General features: G+C 41.8%; 26 protein-coding genes and 1 other annotated feature. Of the genes, 23 read left to right on the forward strand and 3 right to left on the reverse strand.

Annotated elements, in window-relative coordinates; translation table 11 throughout:
• Positions 1-14 precede the first annotated feature (14 nt).
• The 18 genes from ACSR9O_RS08465 to ACSR9O_RS08550 all read left to right on the forward strand — a co-directional run bounded on the left by ACSR9O_RS08465 (position 15) and on the right by ACSR9O_RS08550 (position 17,654).
• Positions 15-2,189: an HD family phosphohydrolase gene (locus ACSR9O_RS08465; protein ID WP_101222601.1), complete on the forward strand. Its 2,175-nt coding sequence runs from the start codon at positions 15-17 to the stop codon at positions 2,187-2,189.
• The gene (ybeY, locus tag ACSR9O_RS08470) at positions 2,186-2,662 is read left to right on the forward strand and encodes an rRNA maturation RNase YbeY (RefSeq protein ID WP_101222600.1); all 477 of its coding nucleotides are present in this window, start codon (positions 2,186-2,188) and stop codon (positions 2,660-2,662) included. Before ACSR9O_RS08465 ends, ybeY begins: the two co-directional genes overlap by 4 nt.
• The gene (locus ACSR9O_RS08475; RefSeq protein ID WP_101222599.1) at positions 2,640-3,017 is read left to right on the forward strand and encodes a diacylglycerol kinase family protein; all 378 of its coding nucleotides are present in this window, start codon (positions 2,640-2,642) and stop codon (positions 3,015-3,017) included. The genes ybeY and ACSR9O_RS08475 overlap by 23 nt, the downstream gene beginning before the upstream one ends.
• A 39-nt stretch (positions 3,018-3,056) precedes the next feature.
• Positions 3,057-3,455, forward strand: coding sequence for a cytidine deaminase (locus ACSR9O_RS08480; protein ID WP_101222598.1), 399 nt, complete (start codon positions 3,057-3,059; stop codon positions 3,453-3,455).
• Positions 3,448-4,377 (forward strand): GTPase Era, encoded by a 930-nt coding sequence (gene era / locus ACSR9O_RS08485; RefSeq protein ID WP_101222597.1) that lies wholly within the window; start codon positions 3,448-3,450, stop codon positions 4,375-4,377. The genes ACSR9O_RS08480 and era overlap by 8 nt, the downstream gene beginning before the upstream one ends.
• Before the next feature lie 99 nt (positions 4,378-4,476).
• Positions 4,477-4,620 (forward strand): YqzL family protein, encoded by a 144-nt coding sequence (locus ACSR9O_RS08490; protein WP_101222596.1) that lies wholly within the window; start codon positions 4,477-4,479, stop codon positions 4,618-4,620.
• Between the two features lie 33 nt (positions 4,621-4,653).
• The gene (gene recO, locus ACSR9O_RS08495; RefSeq protein WP_101222595.1) at positions 4,654-5,406 is read left to right on the forward strand and encodes a DNA repair protein RecO; all 753 of its coding nucleotides are present in this window, start codon (positions 4,654-4,656) and stop codon (positions 5,404-5,406) included.
• Positions 5,407-5,464: 58 nt separating this feature from the next.
• Positions 5,465-5,641, forward strand: a binding site (T-box leader).
• A 97-nt stretch (positions 5,642-5,738) separates the two neighbouring features.
• Positions 5,739-6,635 (forward strand): glycine--tRNA ligase subunit alpha, encoded by an 897-nt coding sequence (gene glyQ, locus ACSR9O_RS08500; RefSeq protein WP_034308488.1) that lies wholly within the window; start codon positions 5,739-5,741, stop codon positions 6,633-6,635.
• Entirely contained in the window at positions 6,622-8,691 is a 2,070-nt protein-coding gene (glyS, locus tag ACSR9O_RS08505) for a glycine--tRNA ligase subunit beta (RefSeq protein WP_491724290.1), read from the forward strand. The genes glyQ and glyS overlap by 14 nt, the downstream gene beginning before the upstream one ends.
• Positions 8,692-8,851: 160 nt before the next feature.
• The gene (ccpN, locus tag ACSR9O_RS08510; RefSeq protein WP_034308483.1) at positions 8,852-9,490 is read left to right on the forward strand and encodes a transcriptional regulator CcpN; all 639 of its coding nucleotides are present in this window, start codon (positions 8,852-8,854) and stop codon (positions 9,488-9,490) included.
• Between the two features lie 28 nt (positions 9,491-9,518).
• A complete protein-coding gene (locus ACSR9O_RS08515) occupies positions 9,519-10,328 on the forward strand; it encodes a pyruvate, water dikinase regulatory protein (RefSeq protein ID WP_101223470.1) in 810 nt (269 codons plus the stop codon).
• A 512-nt stretch (positions 10,329-10,840) separates the two neighbouring features.
• Positions 10,841-11,296 (forward strand): YaiI/YqxD family protein, encoded by a 456-nt coding sequence (locus ACSR9O_RS08520; protein ID WP_101223469.1) that lies wholly within the window; start codon positions 10,841-10,843, stop codon positions 11,294-11,296.
• A gap of 51 nt (positions 11,297-11,347) precedes the next feature.
• Positions 11,348-13,153: a DNA primase gene (gene dnaG, locus ACSR9O_RS08525; protein WP_101223468.1), complete on the forward strand. Its 1,806-nt coding sequence runs from the start codon at positions 11,348-11,350 to the stop codon at positions 13,151-13,153.
• Between the two features lie 35 nt (positions 13,154-13,188).
• Positions 13,189-14,322, forward strand: a complete 1,134-nt coding sequence (gene rpoD / locus ACSR9O_RS08530; RefSeq protein ID WP_034308477.1) for an RNA polymerase sigma factor RpoD — start codon at positions 13,189-13,191, stop codon at positions 14,320-14,322.
• A gap of 170 nt (positions 14,323-14,492) precedes the next feature.
• Positions 14,493-15,029: a hypothetical protein gene (locus ACSR9O_RS08535; RefSeq protein WP_491724291.1), complete on the forward strand. Its 537-nt coding sequence runs from the start codon at positions 14,493-14,495 to the stop codon at positions 15,027-15,029.
• Between the two features lie 219 nt (positions 15,030-15,248).
• Entirely contained in the window at positions 15,249-15,617 is a 369-nt protein-coding gene (gene cccA / locus ACSR9O_RS08540) for a cytochrome c550 (protein WP_101222591.1), read from the forward strand.
• Positions 15,618-15,831: 214 nt separating this feature from the next.
• A complete protein-coding gene (locus ACSR9O_RS08545) occupies positions 15,832-16,539 on the forward strand; it encodes a tRNA (adenine(22)-N(1))-methyltransferase (RefSeq protein ID WP_491724292.1) in 708 nt (235 codons plus the stop codon).
• A complete protein-coding gene (locus tag ACSR9O_RS08550; protein WP_101222590.1) occupies positions 16,536-17,654 on the forward strand; it encodes a Nif3-like dinuclear metal center hexameric protein in 1,119 nt (372 codons plus the stop codon). The genes ACSR9O_RS08545 and ACSR9O_RS08550 overlap by 4 nt, the downstream gene beginning before the upstream one ends.
• A 48-nt stretch (positions 17,655-17,702) precedes the next feature.
• On the opposite strand, the gene ACSR9O_RS08555 is transcribed toward ACSR9O_RS08550, so the two are convergent.
• Entirely contained in the window at positions 17,703-18,647 is a 945-nt protein-coding gene (locus ACSR9O_RS08555; protein WP_101222589.1) for a 4-hydroxy-3-methylbut-2-enyl diphosphate reductase, read from the reverse strand.
• 126 nt (positions 18,648-18,773) lie between these two features.
• Entirely contained in the window at positions 18,774-19,460 is a 687-nt protein-coding gene (locus ACSR9O_RS08560) for a YqfQ family protein (RefSeq protein ID WP_230177024.1), read from the reverse strand.
• Between the two features lie 255 nt (positions 19,461-19,715).
• On the opposite strand from ACSR9O_RS08560, the gene ACSR9O_RS08565 reads away from it, so the two are divergent.
• From ACSR9O_RS08565 to ACSR9O_RS08575, 3 genes are read left to right on the forward strand one after another with little or no spacing between them, the layout of a single operon-like run.
• Entirely contained in the window at positions 19,716-20,117 is a 402-nt protein-coding gene (locus ACSR9O_RS08565) for a hypothetical protein (RefSeq protein WP_491724293.1), read from the forward strand.
• A complete protein-coding gene (locus tag ACSR9O_RS08570; RefSeq protein WP_101222587.1) occupies positions 20,098-21,411 on the forward strand; it encodes a DEAD/DEAH box helicase in 1,314 nt (437 codons plus the stop codon). Before ACSR9O_RS08565 ends, ACSR9O_RS08570 begins: the two co-directional genes overlap by 20 nt.
• Positions 21,412-21,423: 12 nt before the next feature.
• Positions 21,424-22,320: a deoxyribonuclease IV gene (locus ACSR9O_RS08575; RefSeq protein ID WP_101222586.1), complete on the forward strand. Its 897-nt coding sequence runs from the start codon at positions 21,424-21,426 to the stop codon at positions 22,318-22,320.
• An 89-nt stretch (positions 22,321-22,409) separates the two neighbouring features.
• Here ACSR9O_RS08575 and ACSR9O_RS08580 read toward each other — a convergent pair whose 3' ends face one another.
• Entirely contained in the window at positions 22,410-22,670 is a 261-nt protein-coding gene (locus ACSR9O_RS08580; protein WP_063233031.1) for a DUF2624 family protein, read from the reverse strand.
• A 215-nt stretch (positions 22,671-22,885) separates the two neighbouring features.
• Between ACSR9O_RS08580 and ACSR9O_RS08585 the strand changes: the two genes are divergently transcribed.
• Entirely contained in the window at positions 22,886-23,650 is a 765-nt protein-coding gene (locus ACSR9O_RS08585; RefSeq protein WP_053535720.1) for a metal ABC transporter ATP-binding protein, read from the forward strand.
• A 21-nt stretch (positions 23,651-23,671) separates the two neighbouring features.
• The gene (locus ACSR9O_RS08590; protein ID WP_063233033.1) at positions 23,672-24,505 is read left to right on the forward strand and encodes a metal ABC transporter permease; all 834 of its coding nucleotides are present in this window, start codon (positions 23,672-23,674) and stop codon (positions 24,503-24,505) included.
• The last annotated feature ends 11 nt before the right edge of the window (positions 24,506-24,516 follow it).

Consider the following 24,516-nt stretch of genomic DNA (forward strand, 5'->3'; position numbering starts at 1 on the left):
TAGGAGGACCTTCCTTGAATCGTATCCAGAAATTTTTCACTCAAATAAAAGGGCTGTTGGTCCATCGCTTTTTTCAAGTGCTATTGTTCATCATTCTTGGTTTGTTTGCTTATGTGTTAATGTTCTCCAATGTTAAGCCGGAAAGGGTCCAGGTAGAGCTGTTTAAGCCTGCTGAACAAACGATCCGTTCAACCAAGACTGTGGAAGATACCTATAAGACGGAACAGGAAAAAGAAGAGATTTCAAAACAGGTGGCGGATGTTTATTCTCTAAAAAAAGAATATGCAAAAAATAAAGTCGATCTGATTTCATCCATTTTCGATTCAGCGATAGAGGTGAATAAAGAAACGCAACCCGATGAAGATCATAAAGAAGATGAGGAAAAAGAGGATAAAAAAGAGACAATAAAGACGGATGCTCAAAAAGTTTCCATATTAAAAGAAAAATTGACCGATGAAGTGAATAAAAATATCGAGGAATCCGTTTTCCTTGCATTAGTGCAGGCTGATGAAGATGAGTTGAAAATAGCGAAGGATTCAACCATTACAGCCGTGAATAATGTGATGAGCTCCCGAATCGCAGCAAGTGACGTCGAAAATGCCAAGAAAAAGGTTGTAGAGGAATTGGGCTATATGAGCATCAGCGGCGATATGAAAAAAGCCTCCACTTCCCTTGCGCGTACGGCAATCATTCAGAATGTATTTTTCGATAAGGACAAAACCGAGGAACAGCGTAGGAAAGCGGTTGAAAGCGTAGAGCCGATCAGGATCCTTCAAGGTCAGATCATCGTTGAAGAAAATCAATTAGTGGACAGGGATGTTTATAGGCAGCTTGAATTGGCGGGCTTCTTAAATACGGAGTCTACCATTTACCCGTATATCGGCCTGCTGTTATTCATAGTCCTGACTTTTGCCGCTTTTTATTACTTTTTCTACTATTCCATTTCCAAAAAGGATAACAAGTACAATCAGTTATTGATCTTCAGTCTTGTCTTCATCCTTTCAATGGCTACCATGAAAACAGTCAGCATTCTCGCAGACCTGAAAAACTCGAACTTGGAATACATTTTCCCGGGTGCCATGGCGGCGATGCTCATCAAGATATTATTGAATGATAGGTTAGCGGTAGCGATGATCATATTGTTAGGTTCGTATGGTACGATTATATTCAATGGTGATACACCTGGAAATCTGGATTTCTCGATGGGGCTTTATATCATTTTCGGGGGATTGACGGCAATCATCATTTTATCCAGGCCAAATTTCAAATCAAAGGTGCTGGTAGCAGGGCTGCTATTGGCTTTAATCAATATGGCATTTGTTTTTTCGCTCATCTTCATTATGGACAGCCAATATACTAGAATGGAGTACTTGTATTATGCTGCTGCTGCGATGGGTTCTGGAGTGGGTGCAGCCGTTTTGACAATGGGCCTGTTGCCGTTTTTCGAGGCTGGTTTCGGGATTTTATCATCGATTAAGCTTATCGAGCTAGCGAATCCCAATCATCCATTACTTCGAAGGATCTTGATAGAGGCTCCCGGGACATATCATCATAGTGTGATGGTCGCCAATTTGGCGGAATCGGCTTGTGAAGCCATCGGGTCGAATGGATTGCTGGCAAGGGTCGGCAGTTATTATCATGATATCGGTAAAACGAAGCGGCCGCATTTCTTCATCGAAAATCAGATGAATGAAGAGAACCCGCATGATCGGCTGCAGCCGGAAACGAGCAGGGATATCATCATTGCCCATGCCGTAGACGGCGGGGAGATGCTTCGCAGTCACAAATTCCCGAAAGAGATTGTGGATATTGCAGAGCAGCATCATGGGACCACTTTATTGAAATTTTTCTACCATAAGGCAAAAAAACAGGATGAGTCCACACTCGAAGCGGACTACCGTTATCCCGGGCCGAGGGCGGTAATGAAGGAAGTAGCCGTCATCGGCATAGCCGATAGTGTGGAAGCTGCAGTGAGATCGATGAAGCACCCAACGCCGGAGAAGATTGAAGAACTGGTAAGTTTCATCATTCAGGACAGGATTTCTGATGGTCAATTTGATGAATGTGACATTACTATGAGAGAATTGAGTATCGTGAAGCATTCCTTATGTGAATCGCTTAATGGTATCTTCCACTCCAGGATTGAATATCCGGAGTCGGATAAATTAGGACAGAAGGTGAAAGAATGATTTTAGCTATCGATTTAATGGATGAAACGAACGAAGTAACGGAGGAAGCTCAGCACCTTGTTGAAAGCATTCTGCAATTTGCGGCAAGAAAAGAAAACATTGAAAAAGACACCGAGCTGTCTGTTACATTTGTTGACAATGATAGGATTCGGGAAATCAATAAAGAATATCGTAATAAAGATTCAGCTACAGATGTCATTTCTTTTGCACTTGAAGAAATGGGAGAAGATGAAGTGGAAATTGTCGGGGCCGAAATGCCCCGCATGTTAGGGGATATCATCATTTCCATTGAACGCACGAAAGAACAGGCTGAAGAATATGGTCATTCATTTGACCGGGAACTTGGATTTTTAGCTCTGCATGGTTTTCTTCACTTATTAGGATTTGACCATATGAATGAAGAAGATGAAAAAGTGATGTTCACAAAACAAAAGGAGATCTTGGAAGAATATGGACTTTCAAGAGAAGGGTAAAAAAAGGTATCCTTTATTAAAAAGTTTCTCTTTTGCCTGTCAGGGAATTTTGGAGGCTGTTCGGACTGAACGCAATATCAAGATTCATTTCATGTTAACGGTCATCGTCGTATTCTTTGGTTGGTACTTCTCATTGAATGGGATGGAGTGGCTTTTCATTTTAGCGGCCATAGCCGGCACGATTACCTTGGAGCTCGTTAATTCAGCGATTGAAAGGGTAGTGGACCTGGTAACGGATCAAATCCATCCGCTTGCCAAGCAGGCAAAAGATATTGCAGCCGGAGCTGTATTCATATATGCTATATTTTCTATAATAGTTGGATTGATTATATTTTTGCCCAAGTTTGGCCTGTAGGTTGCCGAAATGGTACTCAATTTGAAAGGAAGATGTGAATTGAATACAAAGGAATTGATTGAGGAAGCTAAAAAAGCAAGGGATAAAGCTTATGTGCCTTACTCCAAATTTAAGGTGGGGGCAGCCCTTTTAACCGCTGATGGAAAGGTCTATCATGGTTGTAATATAGAAAATGCAGCATACAGCATGTGTAATTGCGCCGAGAGGACAGCTTTATTCAGTGCTTATGCCCATGACGATAAAAAATTCGTTAAACTTGCAGTCGTGGCAGATACCGACGGTCCCGTTGCTCCATGCGGGGCATGCAGGCAGGTTATTTCAGAACTGTGCGAAAAGGATATGCCGGTTGTTTTGACCAACTTGAATGGGGATATAAAAGAATTAACAGTACAGGAATTGCTTCCAGGAGCTTTTTCACCGGAGGATTTGAATGGATAAATTATTTAATGATACACAAGTAAAAGATTACAAATCAGGTTTCATTTCGATTATTGGACGACCTAATGTTGGGAAGAGTACATTTCTGAATCGGGTCATCGGCCAAAAGATCGCCATTATGAGCGATAAACCGCAAACTACAAGAAATAAGGTCCAAGGTGTACTTACACAAAACGATTCACAAATGATTTTCATCGATACACCCGGCATTCATAAACCAAAGCATAAGCTTGGTGATTTCATGATGAAAGTGGCCACGAATACATTGAAGGAAGTCGATTTGATTCTCTTCATGATCAATGCGACTGAAGGATACGGACGCGGTGACGAGTTTATCATTGAAAAACTTCAATCCGTAAAAACGCCTGTTTTCCTGGTTGTAAACAAAATCGATGCAATGCATCCGGATGATTTACTTCCGATCATTGAAAAATACCAACAGCTTTACCCTTTTGCGGCAGTCGTTCCGATTTCTGCGCTTGAAGGAAATAACGTTGATACACTGCTTGAGCAAATCAAGGAACATCTGCCTGAAGGTCCCCAGTTTTATCCTGCTGACCAAGTGACCGACCACCCGGAACGTTTTATCATTTCCGAATTGGTCCGCGAGAAGGTTCTGCACCTTACACGGGAAGAAATTCCGCATTCGGTGGCTGTTGTCATCGATTCGATTAAAAAAATGGATAACAGCGACACCATTAATGTCATGGCGACGATCGTTGTCGAACGTGATTCACAAAAAGGCATTGTCATCGGAAAGCAAGGGAAAATGCTTAAAGAAGTCGGTAGCCGTGCCAGAGTGGATATCGAAAACTTATTGGGCTCAAAGGTTTTCCTGGAACTGTGGGTGAAGGTGCAGAAAGATTGGCGTAACAAAGCAAGCCAGCTTCGTGATTATGGCTTCAATGAGAGCGAGTATTAATTAACAAAATTTACGCGTCATGAAAGTTCGGAAAACGGTCAAGCTAATCATATGGTCGGATATTCATATTGCTAGTTAAAAATGAAAGGTGGGCTTTATATGTTGGATTTTACCTGGGAATTATTCTCTGAAACAGGTAATGTGGACACCTATTTGCTGTTTAAGGAGATAGAAGTCGAAAGACAGGAAAGACACTTGGTATTGAATGATGAGCTAGCAGAAATTGATTTTCCCGTTTCATAGGTTAGCCTTGGCGAGCATGGGTGGTGTCTTGGTATGCTCCAAAAATGTGAGGGCATTGTCATAAGGCGAACTGCATATGGAGAAAATAACAAAATCATTACTATATATACCCGTGAGCTAGGAAAAATCGGCGTTATGGCTAGAGGGGCCAGTAAACCTAACAGCAGGCTTTCTGCCGTCACACAGCTTTTTTGCTCCGGGTATTTTCTTGTAACTACATCAACCGGACTCGGAAGTCTTCAGCAAGGCGAAATGGTCGATTCACTCCGTTTCATAAGGGAGGATCTTTTTGCCACTGCTTATGCTTCTTATATTGTTGAATTGCTTGATAAAAGTGTCGAGGATAAGAAACCGAATCCATATTTGTATGAGTTGCTTTCGCAAACCTTGCATTACATAAACGAAGAATATGACGCAGAGGTATTGAAATTCATTTTTGAAATGAAGATGCTGCCCGTCAATGGGATTAACCCAGTGCTGAATCAATGTGCTGTATGTGGTGAAACGGAAGGGGAATTCTCCTTCTCGCTTCGGGAAGCGGGCTTTATCTGTCACCGCTGCCTGGGGAAAGACCCTTATCATTATAAAATTTCAGCTGCAGCCGTCAAATTGCTGCGAATCTTTTATTATTTCGATTTATCAAGGCTCGGAAACATTTCCGTCAAGCCTGAAACGAAAAAAGAACTGCGAAAGATCATCGATGCTTATTATGAGGAATATTCAGGTCTGAACTTGAAATCAAAAAAGTTCCTGAATCAGATTGATACGATGAAAGATATGTTTTAGGATCTGACCTATTGACATTCCTTGTTAGTTTGTATAAAATTCTAAACATCAAAATAAGAAGATTGCGTTGATGGAAAAGAGTATCTGTCATTCTCCATAAAAAGCGAACCCGGGACGGTGGAAGCCGGGATATGGATTTACAGGGAAGGGCGTTTCCGGAGCATGTTGCTTTGAAAAGAGGCCGTTTTATAAACGGCAATTAGGGTGGAACCGCGGGTATACTCTCGTCCCTATGCATTTCGCATAGGGACGGGAGTTTTTTGTTTGCCCAAATGTGATGGGTTCCGACCTGATTTTAAAAAGAGCCGTTTTAAATAACCTGGAGGTGTACGATGAATATTCAAAATATGATTTTAACGTTACAAAAGCATTGGTCTGAACAAGGCTGCATATTGATGAATGCTTATGATGTCGAGAAAGGGGCAGGAACGATGAGCCCATACACGTTCCTGAGAGCCATTGGACCTGAGCCTTGGAGCGTTGCTTACGTGGAGCCATCACGCCGTCCTGCTGACGGTCGTTATGGTGAGAACCCTAACCGACTGTATCAGCACCATCAGTTCCAAGTGATCATGAAGCCGTCGCCTGACAATATCCAAGAGTTATATTTGGATTCTTTACGCGCTTTAGGGATAAATCCGCTTGAGCATGATATTCGCTTTGTGGAGGACAACTGGGAAAACCCATCACTAGGGTGTGCCGGTCTCGGTTGGGAAGTTTGGCTTGATGGAATGGAAATAACGCAATTTACATATTTCCAACAAGTGGGCGGTCTTGAGTGCAAGCCGGTTTCCGTGGAAATTACATACGGGATCGAACGTCTCGCTTCATACATTCAAGATAAGGAAAACGTATTTGACCTGGAATGGACAGATGGATTCACAGTTCGGGATATATTTGGACAGCCGGAATACGAACATTCGAAATATACGTTCGAAACCTCCGACCTTGATATGCTGTTTCAGCTTTTCACGATGTATGAAAAGGAAGCGCATCGCCAAATGGAAGAAGGTCTTGTACATCCCGCATATGATTATGTTTTGAAATGTTCACATACATTTAACCTTTTGGATGCCAAAGGTGCCATCTCGGTGACGGAAAGAACGGGTTATATTGCCCGGTGCCGTAACCTAGCGCGCAAGGTTGCCAAGACCTTCTATGAAGAGCGGGAAAAATTAGGCTTCCCGATTCTGAAAGTGAAAGGGGAGAATACAAATGAGCAAGCGTGATTTGTTATTGGAGATTGGATTGGAAGAGCTGCCTGCCCGTTTTGTGACAGCATCAATGAAACAGTTGTCAGATAAGGTGCAGCAATGGCTAAAGGAAAAAGCGATTGAATTCGGAACGGTTGAAGCTTTTTCCACACCAAGACGTTTGGCCGTACTGGTGAAAGACGTGGAAGAGTCCCAAAAGGATATCGAAGAAGAAGCAAAAGGTCCGGCTAAGAAAATCGCTTTGGACAGCGAAGGCAACTGGTCTAAAGCGGCATTGGGATTCGTCAGGGGTCAAGGAATGACTTCAGAGGACATTTATTTTAAAGAACTCAAGGGTGTGGAATATGTCCATGTGAATAAATTCATAAAAGGACAGCAGACCGTTCAGCTTTTATCTGAGCTTGCTGAAATCATCAGCGGCATGACGTTTCCGAAAAATATGCGTTGGGCCAATCAGGAGCTCCGCTTCGTCCGTCCGATTAAATGGCTGATTGCCTTATTCGGCAATGACATTGTGCCATTCAGCATTGCTGATGTGGAAACGGGCCGTGAAACAAAAGGACACCGTTTCTTGGGCGATAGCGCTAGCATCGAACTGCCGGAACTGTACGAAGATACGCTAAAAGAACAATTTGTTATGGCGAATCCAGATAAACGCCGGCAAGTTATATTGGATCAGATTAAAGAGCTTGAGCAGGAGAAAGGCTGGATCATCCCAGTCGATGAAGATCTGCTTGAAGAAGTCAATAATTTGGTAGAGTATCCAACGGTGTTATTTGGAAATTTTGAAGAAGAATTCCTTGAGCTTCCAGCTGAGGTGCTTATCACATCGATGAAGGAACATCAACGTTATTTCCCTGTTAAAGATCAGGACGGGAAACTGCTTGCTCACTTTGTAACCGTGCGTAACGGCGATGACCGCCATTTGGATAAGGTTTCTAAAGGTAATGAAAAAGTATTGCGTGCCCGCCTATCTGATGCAGCATTCTTCTATAAAGAGGATCAGAAAAAAGAGATTTCGGATGCTTTGAAAAAGCTTGACAGCATCGTTTATCATGAAGAGATCGGTACATTAGCCGAGAAAACTGCACGGGTAACTGCTCTGACGGGTGACCTTGCGGATGCTTTGAATTTAAAGGCGGAAAAAGAAATGGCGCTTCGGACAGCGGCAATTGCCAAGTTCGATTTGGTGAGTCAAATGGTTTATGAATTCCCTGAATTGCAAGGGTATATGGGTGAAAAATATGCGCTCTTAAAAGGTGAAGCCAAAGAAGTGGCCGCGGCTATCAATGAACATTATATGCCAAGACATGCGGATGACAATGTACCGCCTTCAGTCATTGGTGCGGTTGTGAGTTTAGCTGAAAAAATTGATACTTTGTCTTCATTCTTCGCTATTGGCGTCATTCCGACCGGTTCCCAGGATCCTTACGCATTAAGAAGGCAGGCGAGCGGTGTCGTCCAAATCCTAGCGGAGAAGAAATGGAATATTTCACTAGATGAGCTTATTGTTTTAGGCCTTAAAGGACTGGAATCAAAAGGCATCTTAAATCGTGATCTTGAAGAAGTTAAAGCGGATATGTTCACGTTCTTTAAAGCGCGTGTCAAACACCTGCTTCAAGAACAGCAAATCCGTTACGATTTGATTGATGCAGTTCTGTTCAATGAGATCGGTTATATCCACTCTATCGTGGAACGTGCACATGTCTTGGATGCTAAAAAGGACGAAGCAGGGTTTAAAGAAAGCCTGGAAGCATTAAGTCGGGTCATGAACATTGCCGTTAAATGTGACAATAAGGTGACAGTTGATCCTTCTGTCTTTGAAAATGATCAAGAAAATGCGTTATATGTAAAATATAAAAAAGTGGCAATCCGTTATATGGAATCTAGAGATGAGAATGAGCGGTTTGAACAGCTTGTTTCGCTTCAATCGGAAATAGAGTCGTATTTCGAGAATACAATGGTCATGGCAGATGATGAAGCAATCCGTAATAACCGTTTATCCTTAATGAAGGAAATCAGTGATTTGGTTGCTGGTTTTGCTGCCATGAATAAAATCATCCTTACATGATCGAAGGGATGTATGGAAATCGGAAACACTTTAAATAGGGTTTCCGATTTCTTAAAAAGATAATGGTCAATAAATAGGACAAAAATGCCCTTATTAAATAATTTAGTATATAATTATTAAATGAATAACTTTTGTTACTTTACTCTGCGAAAGCAGTGGGGTGGTGATTATAATCCAATTGAATAAGCGTCAGGAGCAAATTTTACAAATTGTAAAAGAAAACGGACCGATTACTGGAGAACATATTGCGGATAGATTGAACCTTACCAGGGCGACACTTCGTCCAGATCTAGCCATTTTAACGATGGCGGGTTTTCTTGATGCCAGGCCGCGAGTGGGGTATTTTTATACAGGCAGGTCAGGTACACAGCTTTTGACCGATAGCCTTAACCATCTTTATGTACGAGACTACCAATCGATACCCGTCGTTGTTGACGAGGGCATTTCCGTATATGATGCAATCGTCATGATGTTTTTGGAAGATGTCGGAACAATGTTCGTGGTCGATAAGCATGCATTGCTTGTTGGTGTCTTATCAAGGAAAGACTTGTTGCGTGCGAGTATTGGGAAACAAGAGCTTAACTCCATTCCAGTCAATATCATCATGACTAGGATGCCCAATATTACAATGTGTTCAAAAGAAGACCTTTTGATTGATGTGGCCAAGAAATTGATTGATAAACAAATCGACTCATTACCGGTCGTCAAAGACACAGAAAAAGGCTATGAAGTAATTGGAAGAATTACAAAAACCAATATTACGAAAGCATTCGTAGCTTTGGCTGATGAAGGCTATTAGGGGGCTTGCAAAAGGAATGACGGAGAATATGAACGGTTCTATTATATATGTTGTATCGGATTCGGTAGGGGAAACAGCGGAATTGGTTACAAAAGCCGCTGCAAGCCAGTTCTCGGGATCTGCATTTTCCATAAAGAGAATTCCGTATATTGAAGATGAACAAAACGTGGATGAAGTGATATCACTGGCTAAGTTGGATGGGGCAATCATTGCTTATACTCTTGTGAAGCCAGCTATTAGAGCGTATATGAAAGCACAGGTCGAGAAAGAAAACCTGTCTGCTTATGACATTTTAGGGCCGCTCATGGACATCCTTGAGGAAAGGGCGCCAAAAGGGCCGCTTAATGAACCTGGTCTTGTAAGAAAGCTGGATGATGACTATTTCAAGCGTGTGGAAGCCATTGAATTTGCTGTAAAATATGATGATGGACGTGACCCTCGGGGCATATTACGTGCTGATATCGTCCTTGTCGGTGTTTCACGCACTTCAAAAACGCCGTTATCACAGTATTTAGCCCACAAACGCTATAAGGTGGCTAACGTACCTTTAGTGCCTGAAGTGGAACCTCCAGAAGAGCTGTTCCTGGTACCTCCTGAAAAATGCATTGGATTAAAAATCAGTCCGGAAAAACTGAACCATATTCGTAAAGAACGATTAAAGTCGCTTGGGCTTAATGATCATGCGATTTATGCAAATGTGGAGCGTATAAAAGAAGAATTGACATACTTTGATACAATCATATCAAGGTTGAACTGTCCTATTATTGATGTAACCAATAAAGCTGTTGAAGAAACAGCCAATTTGATAATCAATATCCTTCAAAACAAAAACCGTTAATACTTATAATTAAGGCAAATCAAAATGTGAGCTAGGCACTTTATGTGTCAGCTCACATTTTAATGCCAAGGTTCAATAGGGAATAAAAAGAATAAGTTCAAAATAATTACATAAAATTTCTCCTTGTTTCCAACTGTAAATCCTTTGATTTGCATGAAAACAAATTCGGAATTTAAATGTTGGCATCTTCTAATCAAATAGACTATAATAAAAAATTGTGAGAAAAAAGTAATCTTAAGGTTTAGACTTAATTAATAAGGAATAAACTAAAGGTTAATGAGATGTCAAGGTTTTTATCATAAAAATAATTCGACATGTTCCGTATAATTCAGGAGGGGCTGGTCTTTTTCAAGGCAAAAGATCCGCTTTCACTTAAATGAACAGGTATTCCTTGAAGAATTATGTGTGCTCTTTTAGAGGAAACCCTCTGGATCAATGCTGAAAATTCACCATATCTTCATAAAGTTTAGGGGAGAAAAAGGATTATGCAGAAAGATGTAGAATTAGAAGGTATGAATAATAAACCCACGATACACGTCGATGCCGATGCATGCCCGGTGAAAGACGAAATCCTTCATTGTGCAAGTTTGCACGATGTTGAAGTCTGTTTTGTTGCATCATATAAAAATATGATGAATAACCCTGAAGGTAAATGGGTATATGTCGATGCAGACAAAGAAGCGGCAGATCTTTATATAGTAAACTCAGTAAAAAAGGGTGATATTGTCGTTACTGCAGATATTGGTTTAGCTGGGACCCTGCTTCCTAAAAACGTTTATGTCCTTTCGCCAAGGGGAAAAGAATACACTGACGAGAATATTTTCATGCTCTTGGATATGCGCTATCAGTCGGCGAAACTCCGCAGGCAGGGTAAGCATACAAAAGGGCCGAAAGCATTCACGAAGGAAGATCGTGCATGTTTCACAAATAAACTTTTGAAAACATTGTCGAACTTTGCAGGGAATTAGAAAACAGTATCGAATTAAAAACTATCACCAATATTGCAAGGTGGAAAAATGATAAATGGCCGTATAGAAGATGAGAAAATTAATCAAATTCGCGAAGCTGTTGACATTGTTGATTTAATTGGGGAGTATGTCCAGTTAAAGAAGCAGGGGCGCAATTACTTTGGCCTATGTCCTTTTCATGGTGAAAACTCGCCCTCGTTTTCCGTTTCAACGGAAAAACAAATCTTTCACTGTTTTGGTTGCGGGGCAGGGGGAAATATCTTTACCTTCTTAATGGATATAGAAGGCTACAGCTTTGTGGAATCTGCAAAAGTTTTAGCCGAAAAAGGAAATGTTCCTTTGGATGTTGAAATCAATAAGGATTCCAAGCGTTCTAACATGCCGGCAGGCTCGCAGCAAATGGTCGAGGCACATGACCTGCTGAGGAAGTTTTATCATCATCTCCTCGTTAATACGAAAGAGGGGCAGGATGCTCTCGAATATTTACTTAAACGCGGGTTTACTGAAGAGACTATAGAAAAGTTCCAAATTGGCTACTCTTTGGATTCATGGGATTTCGTGTCCAAGTTTCTTTTAAAACGCGGGTTTCCAGCGGAATACATGGAGCAGGCAGGGCTTATTATTTACAGGGAAAAAGACGAGTCATATTTTGACCGTTTCAGAAATAGAGTCATGTTTCCAATTATGGATCATCAAGGAAATACGATTGCATTTTCAGGAAGAGCGATGGGGGACGATGAGCCCAAATATTTGAATAGTCCTGAAACGCCAATCTTTAATAAAAGTAAAACTTTATATAATTTCCATCATGCAAGACCACACATACGAAAGAAAGAACAAGCAGTCATTTTTGAAGGCTTTGCCGATTGCATTTCAGCTGTTGGCGCAGGTGTGGAGAATGCGGTCGCTACAATGGGTACTGCCCTGACGGACCAGCATATCCAGCTTTTAAAAAGAAATACTGACCAGATACTTATATGCTACGATTCGGACTCAGCGGGATTAAACGCTGCCAATCGTGCAGTTAATATGCTACAGGACCATGAGTTTTCCGTGAAAGTCGCTCTCATGCCTGATAACTTGGACCCCGATGACTACATAAAGGAATTCGGTGAAAAAAGCTTTGTTTCTGAAGTAATAGGGGCCAGTTTAACCTACATGGCATTCAAAATGCATTATTTGCGTCGAGGGAAAAATGTAAATAATGAAGGAGATCGAATTCAATATATCGAAGAAGTCCTTAAAGAAATTTCACGATTGCCCAATGCAGTGGAGAGGGATCATTATCTTCGGCAGCTATCCTCTGAATTTTCCCTATCATTGGATGCGCTGGAACAGCAGCAACGTCAGGTGTTCTTTACGGAACGCAAGAAGGGGACACTGCCGCAGCCAGCAGCCCAAAAGCAAATGTCCCTGCAATATGAGCATAAGTTAAAGCCTGCTCACCATAATGCTGAAATGAAGTTGATCGCCCATATGCTAAAAAGCAGGGATATGACCTTCAAAATTCAGCAATTGCTTGGACAAACGGTTTTTCATGTAGATGAACATCAGGCAATCATCACCTATTTATATGCGTTCTATGAAGATGGACACGAACCGGATACAAGCTTTTTCCTTACTTATTTACCGGATCCAAACTTGAGAAGGATCGTTTCGGAAATAGAAATGATGTCAGTGAATGAGGAAGTTACCGATAAAGAACTGACCGATTGCATAAATCAAGTGTTGAAATATGAAAAATTGTTAAAGATAAAAGAAAAACAAGTTGAAGAAAAAGATGCAGTTAGGCGAAGTGATTATGTCACTGCTGCAAAAATTGCCATGGAAATCATTAAATTGCGTAAAATGTTGTAGTCGTTTAGGTGTAAGTCCTGGAAGGAGGGGAACTAATGGCTGAAAAACCAGCACGTTCCAAACAAGTTGATAATGAATTTAGCCTTGAACAGGTGAAAGAAAAATTACTAGAGCTAGGTAAAAAACGAGGCTCTTTGACTTTAGAAAAAATCGCTGAAATGATTGGCGGTTTTGAATTGGATTCCGATCAAATGGATGAGTTCTATGAGGTGTTAGCAGAAAACGGCGTCGAAATACTCACTGATGGTGAGGAGGACGAGGATGAAGATGATCCGGATGAGAAGAAGCTTGCAAAAGAAGAAGAGTTTGACTTAAATGATTTAAGTGTTCCTCCTGGCGTTAAAATCAATGACCCAGTACGCATGTACTTAAAGGAAATTGGTCGGGTAGACCTTTTATCGGCAGAAGAGGAAATCTCTCTGGCGACGAGAATCGAAGATGGGGATGAAGAGGCGAAACGCCGTTTGGCAGAAGCTAACCTTCGTCTTGTTGTCAGTATCGCCAAGCGCTATGTCGGACGCGGAATGCTTTTCCTTGATTTGATTCAGGAAGGTAATATGGGACTTATCAAAGCAGTCGAGAAATTTGATTACCGCAAGGGATTCAAATTCAGTACGTATGCAACATGGTGGATTCGCCAAGCGATAACCCGTGCGATTGCCGACCAAGCAAGGACGATCCGGATACCGGTGCATATGGTGGAAACCATTAATAAATTGATCCGTGTCCAAAGACAGCTTCTTCAGGATTTAGGACGTGAACCTTCTCCGGAAGAAATTGCGGAGGATATGGACTTAACACCTGAAAAAGTTCGTGAAATCTTGAAAATAGCTCAGGAACCGGTTTCATTGGAAACGCCAATAGGAGAAGAAGACGATTCACATTTAGGTGATTTCATTGAAGATCAGGATGCAACTTCTCCATCGGAGCATGCAGCATATGAACTATTGAAAGAACAGCTTGAAGATGTATTGGATACTCTTACTGACCGTGAAGAGAACGTCTTGAGACTCCGCTTTGGACTTGATGATGGCCGCACCCGCACTCTTGAAGAGGTAGGGAAAGTATTTGGGGTCACCCGCGAGCGTATCCGTCAAATCGAAGCGAAGGCGCTTCGTAAACTGAGACATCCAAGCCGCAGCAAACGCTTGAAAGATTTCCTGGAATAGAATATATGCCCTTCACAGAGCCCTCTTTGAATGCCCAGCGTTCGGGAGCGGCTCTTTTTTTTAGTTCCGATGTAAAAATATCCTATAAAAACAATAATTACCAATACACTGTAAAAAAATTTGAAAGCTAAGTCATAAAAAGAAATGATCATCATGAGGATGTGAGATTCATGGATGAGATGAGAAAGAAAATCATCATTCAAGAAATAAACTCCTGGAAGGAAAGTCGTATGCTTCCGGAGCAATATTGTAATTATCTGCTTGCATTATACTGTCAAGGCGAACTGCCGCCACCCAATTCGGCTAAATCCGGGAGCGTAAAAAACGACATCTTTTCCGGGTTGTTGATTGGGGCCCTTTTTTCATTTATTGTATTTTTGAATTATTTTACTGAAATACCCATAAGAATGCAAATGCTTATGACAACAATTTCAATTCTTGTCTTTGGGCTGGCGGCCCGCCACTTTGCCGGCAGGAAAATCATTTTTCAAATGGCCTTGATGGGAATGGCGCTATCTTTGCTTTTATTAACAGTCAGTTTTGCCGAATTCATGGCACCTGGTCAAGTGAGTATCCTTTATATTTTCCTGTTCATTAATTGCGGACTTTGGATTTTAATGGGCAAAAAACTGAAGCTGCTCCATTTTTCCATAGGGGGAGGCCTGGGAGCAATGGTCACTCTTTACTTTTTTTTTAGGACATTCTAGCGGTTTTAATTAGTGATTTTAGGGTATTATGAAATATATGTAAGAAAAAGTAAAACTGTTTGGAAATATACATAAGTTTTTGACAATTTTAAGAAATTATATAATATCTTCTATTTTTGGGCTTTTACTTGAAACTCTTTTCAAGTAAAATAATATATAGCTGTTTGTATATAATATTAAATATGGTAAGTTTAGGTTCTACATAGGGGAGGAAATACTATGAATCGCAATCCAGTAATGCCTTTTATTATTATCATGGTTTTTGGTATTGGACTTATGTTTTTACTTTCGTTTAAAGGTTTGGGTGATGCCAAAGATCTTGCTAAGGAAAAAGAGGGCGGCGAAAAGACAGAAGAAACAGAAAGTGCCTCAGCATCACCTGAGGACATCTATAAGCAAAACTGTATCTCATGTCATGGTGACGCCTATCAAGGCGGCGTCGGGCCTGCCCTAAAAGGTGTTGGCGATCGTCTATCGGTGGACGAGGTCAAAGAAGTGATCACGAATGGACGAGGTGCAATGCCACCAGGTTTAGTCGAAGAACAGAACATTGACGCCATGGCCGAATATATTCATGGACTGAAATAATTCATGAAACTGACTCAAGAAATCGTTGGAAAGCGAACTTTTTGAGTCAGTTTTTCATTTATTCAGAAAAGGAAGATTCCAGATGGAAAGTTTCTTCTGCCCACTGATAGAAAGAGTCCTTTCTCCTTTCTGTAATTTTTCGATTGAACTTGGTATAATCGAATGGGAAACTAATTATAGTAAGAAATTATTTGAATTAAGAGAGTTGATAAATATGAATCATGAAAAACTATCGATGAGATTAGAACGTGTTGCCATACATATACCAAAAGGAAGCATCCTTGCAGATATAGGTTCCGATCATGCTTATTTGCCGTGCTATGCTGTGACTAACGGCTTGTGTGACAGTGCAATAGCCGGCGAAGTTGTAGAAGGGCCATATCAGTCAGCACGCAAGCAAGTTGCAATGACGGGGCTTAGGGACAAGATAGAGGTCCGTAAAGGAGACGGGCTTGAAGTATTGAAGCCTGATGAAGCGACTTGCATTACGATTGCAGGCATGGGAGGGACTTTAATATCAAGTATATTGGAAAGCGGAAAAGGGAAACTTGGCAGGGCAGAAAGGCTTATCCTTCAGCCAAATGTCGGTGCAGCGAATGTTCGCAGCTGGCTTATGGAAAACGGCTGGGAACTTATTGGAGAGGAAATCCTTGAAGAAGATGGGAAAATCTATGAAATCTTAATTGCCGAAAAAGGGGACCCGCTCCGCCCTTATCTGATAAACAAGCAAGCAGGCCTCACGTTCGGTCCATACTTAAGAGAGCAATTCAGTGACATTTTCATAAAAAAATGGCAGCTAGAGAAAAAACATTTGGAGAGAATCATCGAACAATTGGATGAAAGCGGAAGAAGCGGACTGGAAACGAAGCGCAATGAATTAAAATCCCAAATTTCCGTAATTGAGGAGGTGCTTAAAGGGTGAAGACAGTGAATGGTCACAAAATCATTGAAACGTTTGAACAATTCTCCCCAAAGCATTATGCGATGGAGGGAGATCCGATCGGGCTGCATGTCGGTCAGCTCAATAAGCCGGTTACTAAAGTGCTGATTGCCCTTGATGTGCTGGAAGAGGTTGTAGACGAAGCGATAGAACATGGCGCGGAATTGATCATCGCCCATCATCCGCTTATCTACCGACCATTGAAAAGGATCGATACAAACACTGCTGGAGGCCGCATCATCGAAAAGCTGATCAAACATGATATCGCTGTTTATGCTGCGCATACCAATTTGGATGTCGCTAGGGGCGGAGTAAATGATTTACTTGCCGAAGCGCTGCAATTGCAGGACACAGAAGTATTGATTCCAACTACCGAGACAACTCTAAAGAAATTGGTCGTATATGTTCCAAAGACCGATGCACAAAAGGTGAGGGAAGCCCTAGGTAAGGCAGGGGCCGGAGCGATCGGGAATTACAGCAATTGTTCGTTTTCCGGGGAAGGTACCGGACGCTTCTTGCCAGGTGATGGCAGTGAGCCGGTAATTGGCTCCCAAGGAAAGCTTGAAGAAGTAGCTGAAATGCGAGTCGAAACGATATTCCCGGAAAATATCGAAAAGAAAGTGCTATCTGCGATGATCAAAGCCCATCCATATGAGGAAGTTGCTCATGATATATATAAACTGGAGAATAAAGGGGAGTCTCTTGGCTTAGGGAAGATCGGTGTACTTCCTGAAGAAATGACACTTGAACAATTTTCCGAACATGTGAAGCGGACACTTGATGTTGAAAAGGTGCGTGTCGTTGGAGATTTGCAAAGCCCAATCAAAAAAGTGGCAGTGTTGGGCGGAGACGGCAATAAATACTTTACAACAGCGAAGTTCAAGGGAGCTGATGTATACGTTACGGGTGACATGTATTACCATACAGCGCATGACGCGATGATGCTTGGATTGAATATCGTGGATCCAGGCCACAATGTTGAAAAGGTGATGAAAAAAGGGGTGGCACGAATCCTTGAAAAAATGTGCCTCGAAAAGAGCTACGATGTGGAATTCATTCCATCCCGGCTGAATACAGACCCTTTCCAATTCATTTAAATAACACGAAAAAGGCAGCCATTAGTGGCTGCCTTTTTTTTTGTGAAATCATTTCTTCACTTTAATTTTAGGTAAAATTTTATGCAATGGCGTTTTCTTTTCGGTATTCCAAGTCGATTCATCACTTGCTTCATATTGCTCTAGAAATGCGATAACTTCCTTCGTGATCGGAGTTGGTGTGGAAGCCCCTGAAGTGACGGCAACCGTTTCTGCATCTTTTAGCCATTCAAGATTCAGCTCGGAAATGTCAGCGATCCGATAAGCGCTCGTGCCGGCAATCTCTTGGGAAACTTGTGCAAGGCGGTTTGAATTATTACTCTTGGGGTCTCCGACTACGATTAAAACATCAGCTTCACCAGCTTGCTCGGCAACCGCTTCTTGGCGAACCTGTGTCGCTAAACAAATTTCCTTATGGACTTCGGCATGTGGAAACTTTTCCTTGACCTTATCCATGATATCCAATACATCCCATTGGCTCATCGTTGTTTGATTGGTAACAATGATCTTATCACTATTCAAAGTCAAGGCTTCCACATCTTCATCCTTTTGAACCAGGTGAACTACATCAGGAGCAACTCCGACAGCACCCTCTGGTTCCGGATGGCCTTTTTTGCCAATATAAATGATTTGATAGCCTTCCGCTTGTTTTTCCCGAATTAAGTCATGTGTTGCGGTAACATCGGGACATGTAGCATCAAGCGTAACAAGACCTTTTTTCTCGGCGATCTTCCTGATCTCAGGTGAAACGCCGTGAGCAGTAAAGATGACGGTTCCGCTGTCCACCTGTTCGATGATATCGTTGCGGTTGCTGCCGTCCAGCGTGATGATGCCTTCTTCTTCAAACGCATCCGTCACATGTTTGTTATGCACAATCATTCCTAAAATGTAAATGGGACGTGGCAAGGTTTTATCTAAAGCCGCATTACGGGCGATGACCATGGCATCGACAACGCCATAACAATAGCCGCGCGGGGAAATTTTAATCACTTTCATCTATGTGTCCTCCTTCAAGGCAAGAAACTCTCACTTTTTATACCTTTCTATTATATAAGACCATAGATGATATTACAAAACATCATATTTACATAAAATCAGTTATTGGTAAATTTTTTGCAGCCTTTAGATATAAAGCTTTGGACCGGATGACCTCTCCCTTTTGGTTTCGGTATGGACTTGGGCGATAGGGTTAGCTTCTTTAGCTTTTTCTTTTTTCTTCGAATCCGTTTGTACCACACTGTTTTTTTGTACCTCAACATTTGGCTCGCTTTCAACGGAAACTCCCTGATCCTCGTTATCACTGGCTGATGAAATGCTCCGGAAAACTTTCCACATGGAAGGCAGGTTTTTAATCACTGGTCCGTATTGTTCCACCATAGGTGTGAATTGTTCCGCCGCTTGCAATACTTTTTGCGTGTTGGAAAGCATGTTATTAAGGGACTCTGGGTTTTTTAATGTTTCTAGTATACCGCCTCCGCTGCTTCTTGAAGAACTTTGATTAGAGGTACCGGCTGGCGCAAATAAATTTGGCGCAGCTGCTTTTTGTTTTGACTTACCGAGTATTTTTGACAATAACCCTTCTTTCTTCGCTGGCGGCATCTCCTGCCGCTGCGGTTGGTTGAAGGGGCCGCGGAAACCTTGAGGTCCCTGTGGCATCTGCCCTCTGTTTTGTACCATCGGCCGCTGCATCTGCTGATAAGGGTGGGGGATTTGCGGTGACTGTCTCAATGGAGCAGGGTGCTGCTGCATCCTTCGGCCATTGGGTGGCTGAAAACCGGGTCCGGGTTGACGATTTCTATTTGGGAACATAGGTTTCACCTCCTCAGATTTTATATGCTGGTGTAATCTTCTATATAAATTATGCAACTCGACAAAAAAGGTTTGAGGAAAGAGTGACTGGGCAGTTGTGAAGTAACCGGAAAGAAGGTAAGATGGTAACGGTAGTCTTTTAGCTCCATGTCTGCGGGGGATACGCTATGACCAGGACAGGGGCTTTTCGTTTGCAAGAGTCCATTTTAAGAGAAAACCTCAGCGCTTGCGCTTTTGTTAAGTAAATGGGACACATTGAAAAAAGTAGATGGCCTGCCCCAATATGGGTCAATCCCTATTTTCTTCACGAGCAACCCAGGCGCTTGCGCTTTTTGTGTAATCCAGCTTCAGCGCCTAGCTCGTTGTGAAAAGATGATCGCCCACATAAGGCAAAAAGCGCCTTATGGGTCAATCCCTATTTTCTTCACGAGCAACCCAGGCGCTTGCGCTTTTTGTGTAATCCAGCTTCAGCGCCTAGCTCGTTGTGAAAAAGATGATCGCCCACATAAGGCAAAAAGCGCCTTATGGGTCAATCCCTATTTTCTTCACGAGCAACCCAGGCGCTTGCGCTTTTTGTGTGAAATTTATTATAATAACAGGACATGTCTAATGACTGACAGGATAAAGGAGTTTTTTGATGAAACAAAATCAATTTGAACGATTTAATTTGAAAAGCTACATTCTAGATGCGGTTCGTACTTTAGGGTTCGATAAGCCGACGGAAATTCAAGAGCGCGTGCTTCCGTCGCTTTTAAAGGGAAGTAGCTTAATTGGACAGTCGCAGACAGGAACAGGGAAGACACATTCCTATTTGCTGCCGATCATGAACAGGCTTGATGCCGGTAAGAATGAGGTTCAAGCGATTATTTCCGCACCAACCCGTGAGTTAGCGAACCAAATCTACAAAGAAGCTTTGAAAATTGCTGACCATTTCCCTGAGGATGAGCAGATTCAAGTCCGTTGTTTCATCGGTGGTACTGATAAACAGCGAATGATAGATAAATTGAAGACACAGCCGCAATTGGTAATCGGTACACCGGGCCGGATCAAGGACTTGGTTGCAGCTCAGGCATTACAGGTTTATACAGCAAAAATGCTTGTAGTCGATGAAGCGGACCTTATGCTAGACATGGGCTTCATTGAAGATGTCGATATATTTGCATCACGTATGGCTGAAAAAATTCAAATGCTTGTCTTTTCGGCAACCATCCCAGAAAAATTGAAGCCGTTTTTAAATAAATATATGGAGAATCCAAAGTATGTTCAAGTGAATCCCAAGCAGGCGACCGCTTCGAAAATTGAACATGTTCTCGTACCGATTCGTCACCGTAACAGAGAGCAGTTACTTCATGATATCATCGTTCGTTATAATCCATATTTGGCGATTATTTTCACAAACACAAAAAAAATGGCGGATCATGTGGCTAACTCCTTGATTGAAAAAGGGTTGAATGTCGGCCGTATTCATGGTGATTTATCGCCTCGTGAGCGTAAAAAAATGATGAAGCAAATCAATGATCTGGAGTATCAATTCATCGTTGCGACAGATCTGGCTTCCCGTGGAATCGATATTGAAGGTGTAAGTCATATCATTAACTATGAATTGCCTTCAGATTTGGATTTTTATATCCATAGGACGGGAAGGACGGCTCGTGCCGGATATTCAGGCATTGCCACTACCATTTACGATACATCCGATGAAGATTCACTGAACCGCCTTGAAAAAATGGGCATTGAATTCCGTGATGCGGATATCCAAAACGGTGATTGGGTTGATATCGATGAACGTAATAAACGGAAAAACCGTAAAAAACAAAAATCTGATATCGATGTTAAAGCGAGCAGGCACGTCAAGAAGCCAACTAAAGTCAAGCCAGGATACAAGAAGAAAATTCAACGAGATGTGGAAAACTTTAAAAAACGTGAACGTCGTATACAGAGAAAGAAATAGGGGAGAAATCAGATGCTGAAGATCGGATCGCATGTTTCAATGAGCGGGAAAGGTATGCTACTTGCTGCGAGTCAAGAAGCGGCTTCGTATGGCTCCAACACATTCATGATCTATACAGGGGCCCCTCAAAACACAAGACGTAAAAAAATCGAGGATTTAAATATCGAAGCCGGAAGACTGCATATGGAGGAGAATGGAATCAGCGATATCGTGGTCCATGCCCCGTATATCATTAATATAGGAAATACAACGAATCCAGCCACATACGAGCTTGGAGTCAACTTCTTACGCAGCGAAATCGATCGGACCGAAGCCATTGGCGCAAGGCAGATCGTACTTCATCCAGGTGCGCATGTTGGTGCAGGCAGTGAACTGGGTATCAAGAGAATCATCGAAGGTTTGAATGAGGTGCTGACTGCCGACGATAAAGTTCAGATTGCCCTTGAAACGATGGCAGGCAAAGGGTCTGAATGTGGCAGGTCTTTCGAAGAGCTGGCGATGATCATTGATGGTGTGACCCATAATGAAAAACTATCGGTTTGCTTCGATACTTGCCATACTCACGATGCCGGATATAATATCATCGAGGATTTTGATGGCGTACTGAATGAATTTGATAAATTGGTCGGTGTTGACCGCATCAAGGTCCTTCACATAAACGATAGCAAAAATGAACGCGGCATGCGCAAGGACCGCCATGAAAACATTGGATTTGGTCATATTGGTTTTAAGGCGTTGAATGCTATTGTTCACCATCCGCAATTAAGCAGTGTTCCGAAAATCCTGGAAACACCTTATGTAGGTGAAGACAAAAAAGACAAAAAGGCACCATATAAATTTGAAATTGATATGTTCAAGAATAATCAATTTGATGAAGATCTATTGGATAAGATCAGATCTCAACAATAATCATAATAGGGACGATTCATCGAAAAAGATGAATCGTCCTTTCATTTGCATAAGTATGCTCAGATAAAGCTGCAGCTGGCTTAAGATCTCTAAAAAGTGGAAGTAAGGTTGTTGAAGAGGGATTCTATTTCCCTGGCTGTGCTTGCTCCGGCAACTTTTGTAATTTGACCAAGCACGTTCTGTCTTTGACGTATATCAAAAATGTTAATATTTTTACCTGCTAGAAGTGCAGTGATATCCTGTGCTTGTTTTTGAGTGAGTGCAACCTTATGCTGTTTAGCAAGGGAAAGCAGTTCATCGGGGCGAATACTGTTGATTTTATGATTGACCATCATTTCAAATAATTTCAAACGATCTCCTCCTTTGTTAAAACATATGAAGGAGGAAGACGTATGTGAACATGAAACTTTGTTTGATTACTGTAAGTTTGGTTCAGCTCACACTTTTTTGTGGTTCAGGGTGTACCGGCACTTGTTCAGAGGACCGGTTTCTTTACATCTTGGCTTCTTTGATTTATACTAACGATTGTTAATCGTAATGATTCTTAAAAAAATAGGTGATCTCTTTGGATAATGTAGTAAACCCCATAGTTAAATTTGAAGATATATCTTACAAATATACAAAAGATCTAGTGCTGGAACATGTTTCTCTTGAAATCCCTAGAGGGGCCTTCTTAGCAATCGTTGGGCCGAATGGATCCGGTAAGTCAACGCTTTTGAAGTTGCTGCTTGGTCTGTTCAAGCTCCAAAAGGGAAAAATTGAAATTTTCGGTGAAGACATACGACGCTTTAAAGATTGGCAAAAGGTCGGTTTCGTTTCCCAAAAGGCCAACTCCTTCAACTCTGGGTTTCCTGCCACAGTTTTTGAAGTGGTTCAGAGTGGTTTGACCAAAAAAATCGGCTTGTTTAAGTTTGCAGGCAAAGAGGATAAGCAAAAGGTGAAGAAGGCTCTGGAATCCGTGGATATGCTTGAATATCAGAACCGCAATATCGGGGAATTGTCCGGAGGCCAGCAGCAGCGGGTGTTCATTGCCCGGTCACTGGTCAGCGAACCGGAATTGATGATATTGGATGAGCCTACGGTTGGCGTTGATTCAAAAAACGTCCACCAATTTTATGAAATGCTTGAGATGTTGAATAAAAAATTAGGTATAACCCTGATTTTAGTAACTCATGATGTTGGTACTGTGACCGATAAAGTCACACATGTCGCCTGTTTAAATAAAAAGCTTCATTTTCACGGGGATGCCTGTGAATATAATGAGCTGGATGAAGGTGAGCTCTCGTCCATTTATGGACATGGGGTCCAATTTTTAAATCATGATCATTAATATGTTTTGGAGGATAGCCCAATGATATCGGGGATATTGCAATTTGAATTTTTGCAGAACGCATTTTTGACCGGAATCATCATCGGAGCGATTGCGCCATTAGTGGGCGTTTTTGTCGTGGTAAGGCGGATGTCGATGATTTCCGATGCGCTAAGTCATGTAGCGCTTGCTGGGATAGCGTTTAGTTTATTGCTGCAGAAGAGCTTTCTATCTTTAGCAGGATTGAATCCACTTTATATAGGAATGGCCTTTTCTGTAGGTGGTTCATTATTCATTGAAAAATTAAGAGGGGTGTACAAGCATTATCAAGAGCTTGCAATCCCGATCATAATGTCAGGCGGCATGGGTCTCAGTGTCATTTTCATATCCATTGCAGATGGTTTCAATACGGATTTATACGGTTATTTATTCGGCAGTGTCAGTGCCGTCAGCCGGGCGGACTTATATGTCATTTTGGCAGTGGGGATAGTCGTAGCCTTGATGCTCACCCTATTATATAAAGAACTATTTCTGTTATCTTTTGATGAAGAGCATGCGAAAGCGTCCGGAATACCTTATAAAGCGATTCATTTTATTTTTATTGTAATGGTCGCGTTGGTCATTGCCGCTTCCATGAAAATCATTGGTATATTACTTGTTTCTTCACTCATGACGCTCCCGGTAGCTGCTAGTCTCCGCTTTGCAAAGGGTTTTAAGCAGATGATTGGATATTCGGTCTTATTCGGTGAAGTGTCTGTCATAGGCGGATTATTCTTATCATATAACCTTGACCTTGCTCCTGGCGGGACCATTGTAATAATAGCTGTACTAATTCTCATCTTGTCAATTTTGTTTGATAAGTGGAAAAATCGATAGATGGGGTGATG

The sequence above is a fragment of the Peribacillus sp. B65 genome, from assembly GCF_058513295.1.

What these genes read in the sequence shown, in the direction of transcription:
- glyQ (WP_034308488.1), top strand. Translation starts at nt 5,739, where the DNA reads ATGAATATTCAAAATATGATTTTAACGTTACAAAAGCATTGGTCTGAA.
- ACSR9O_RS08520 (WP_101223469.1), top strand. Translation starts at nt 10,841, where the DNA reads ATGAATAATAAACCCACGATACACGTCGATGCCGATGCATGCCCGGTG.
- glyS (WP_491724290.1), top strand. Translation starts at nt 6,622, where the DNA reads ATGAGCAAGCGTGATTTGTTATTGGAGATTGGATTGGAAGAGCTGCCT.
- ACSR9O_RS08560 (WP_230177024.1), bottom strand. Translation starts at nt 19,460, where the DNA reads ATGTTCCCAAATAGAAATCGTCAACCCGGACCCGGTTTTCAGCCACCC.
- cccA (WP_101222591.1), top strand. Translation starts at nt 15,249, where the DNA reads ATGAATCGCAATCCAGTAATGCCTTTTATTATTATCATGGTTTTTGGT.
- ACSR9O_RS08545 (WP_491724292.1), top strand. Translation starts at nt 15,832, where the DNA reads ATGAATCATGAAAAACTATCGATGAGATTAGAACGTGTTGCCATACAT.
- rpoD (WP_034308477.1), top strand. Translation starts at nt 13,189, where the DNA reads ATGGCTGAAAAACCAGCACGTTCCAAACAAGTTGATAATGAATTTAGC.
- ybeY (WP_101222600.1), top strand. Translation starts at nt 2,186, where the DNA reads ATGATTTTAGCTATCGATTTAATGGATGAAACGAACGAAGTAACGGAG.
- ACSR9O_RS08535 (WP_491724291.1), top strand. Translation starts at nt 14,493, where the DNA reads ATGGATGAGATGAGAAAGAAAATCATCATTCAAGAAATAAACTCCTGG.
- ACSR9O_RS08515 (WP_101223470.1), top strand. Translation starts at nt 9,519, where the DNA reads ATGAACGGTTCTATTATATATGTTGTATCGGATTCGGTAGGGGAAACA.
- ACSR9O_RS08570 (WP_101222587.1), top strand. Translation starts at nt 20,098, where the DNA reads ATGAAACAAAATCAATTTGAACGATTTAATTTGAAAAGCTACATTCTA.
- recO (WP_101222595.1), top strand. Translation starts at nt 4,654, where the DNA reads ATGCTCCAAAAATGTGAGGGCATTGTCATAAGGCGAACTGCATATGGA.
- ACSR9O_RS08475 (WP_101222599.1), top strand. Translation starts at nt 2,640, where the DNA reads ATGGACTTTCAAGAGAAGGGTAAAAAAAGGTATCCTTTATTAAAAAGT.
- ACSR9O_RS08590 (WP_063233033.1), top strand. Translation starts at nt 23,672, where the DNA reads ATGATATCGGGGATATTGCAATTTGAATTTTTGCAGAACGCATTTTTG.
- ACSR9O_RS08490 (WP_101222596.1), top strand. Translation starts at nt 4,477, where the DNA reads ATGTTGGATTTTACCTGGGAATTATTCTCTGAAACAGGTAATGTGGAC.
- era (WP_101222597.1), top strand. Translation starts at nt 3,448, where the DNA reads ATGGATAAATTATTTAATGATACACAAGTAAAAGATTACAAATCAGGT.
- ACSR9O_RS08575 (WP_101222586.1), top strand. Translation starts at nt 21,424, where the DNA reads ATGCTGAAGATCGGATCGCATGTTTCAATGAGCGGGAAAGGTATGCTA.
- ACSR9O_RS08555 (WP_101222589.1), bottom strand. Translation starts at nt 18,647, where the DNA reads ATGAAAGTGATTAAAATTTCCCCGCGCGGCTATTGTTATGGCGTTGTC.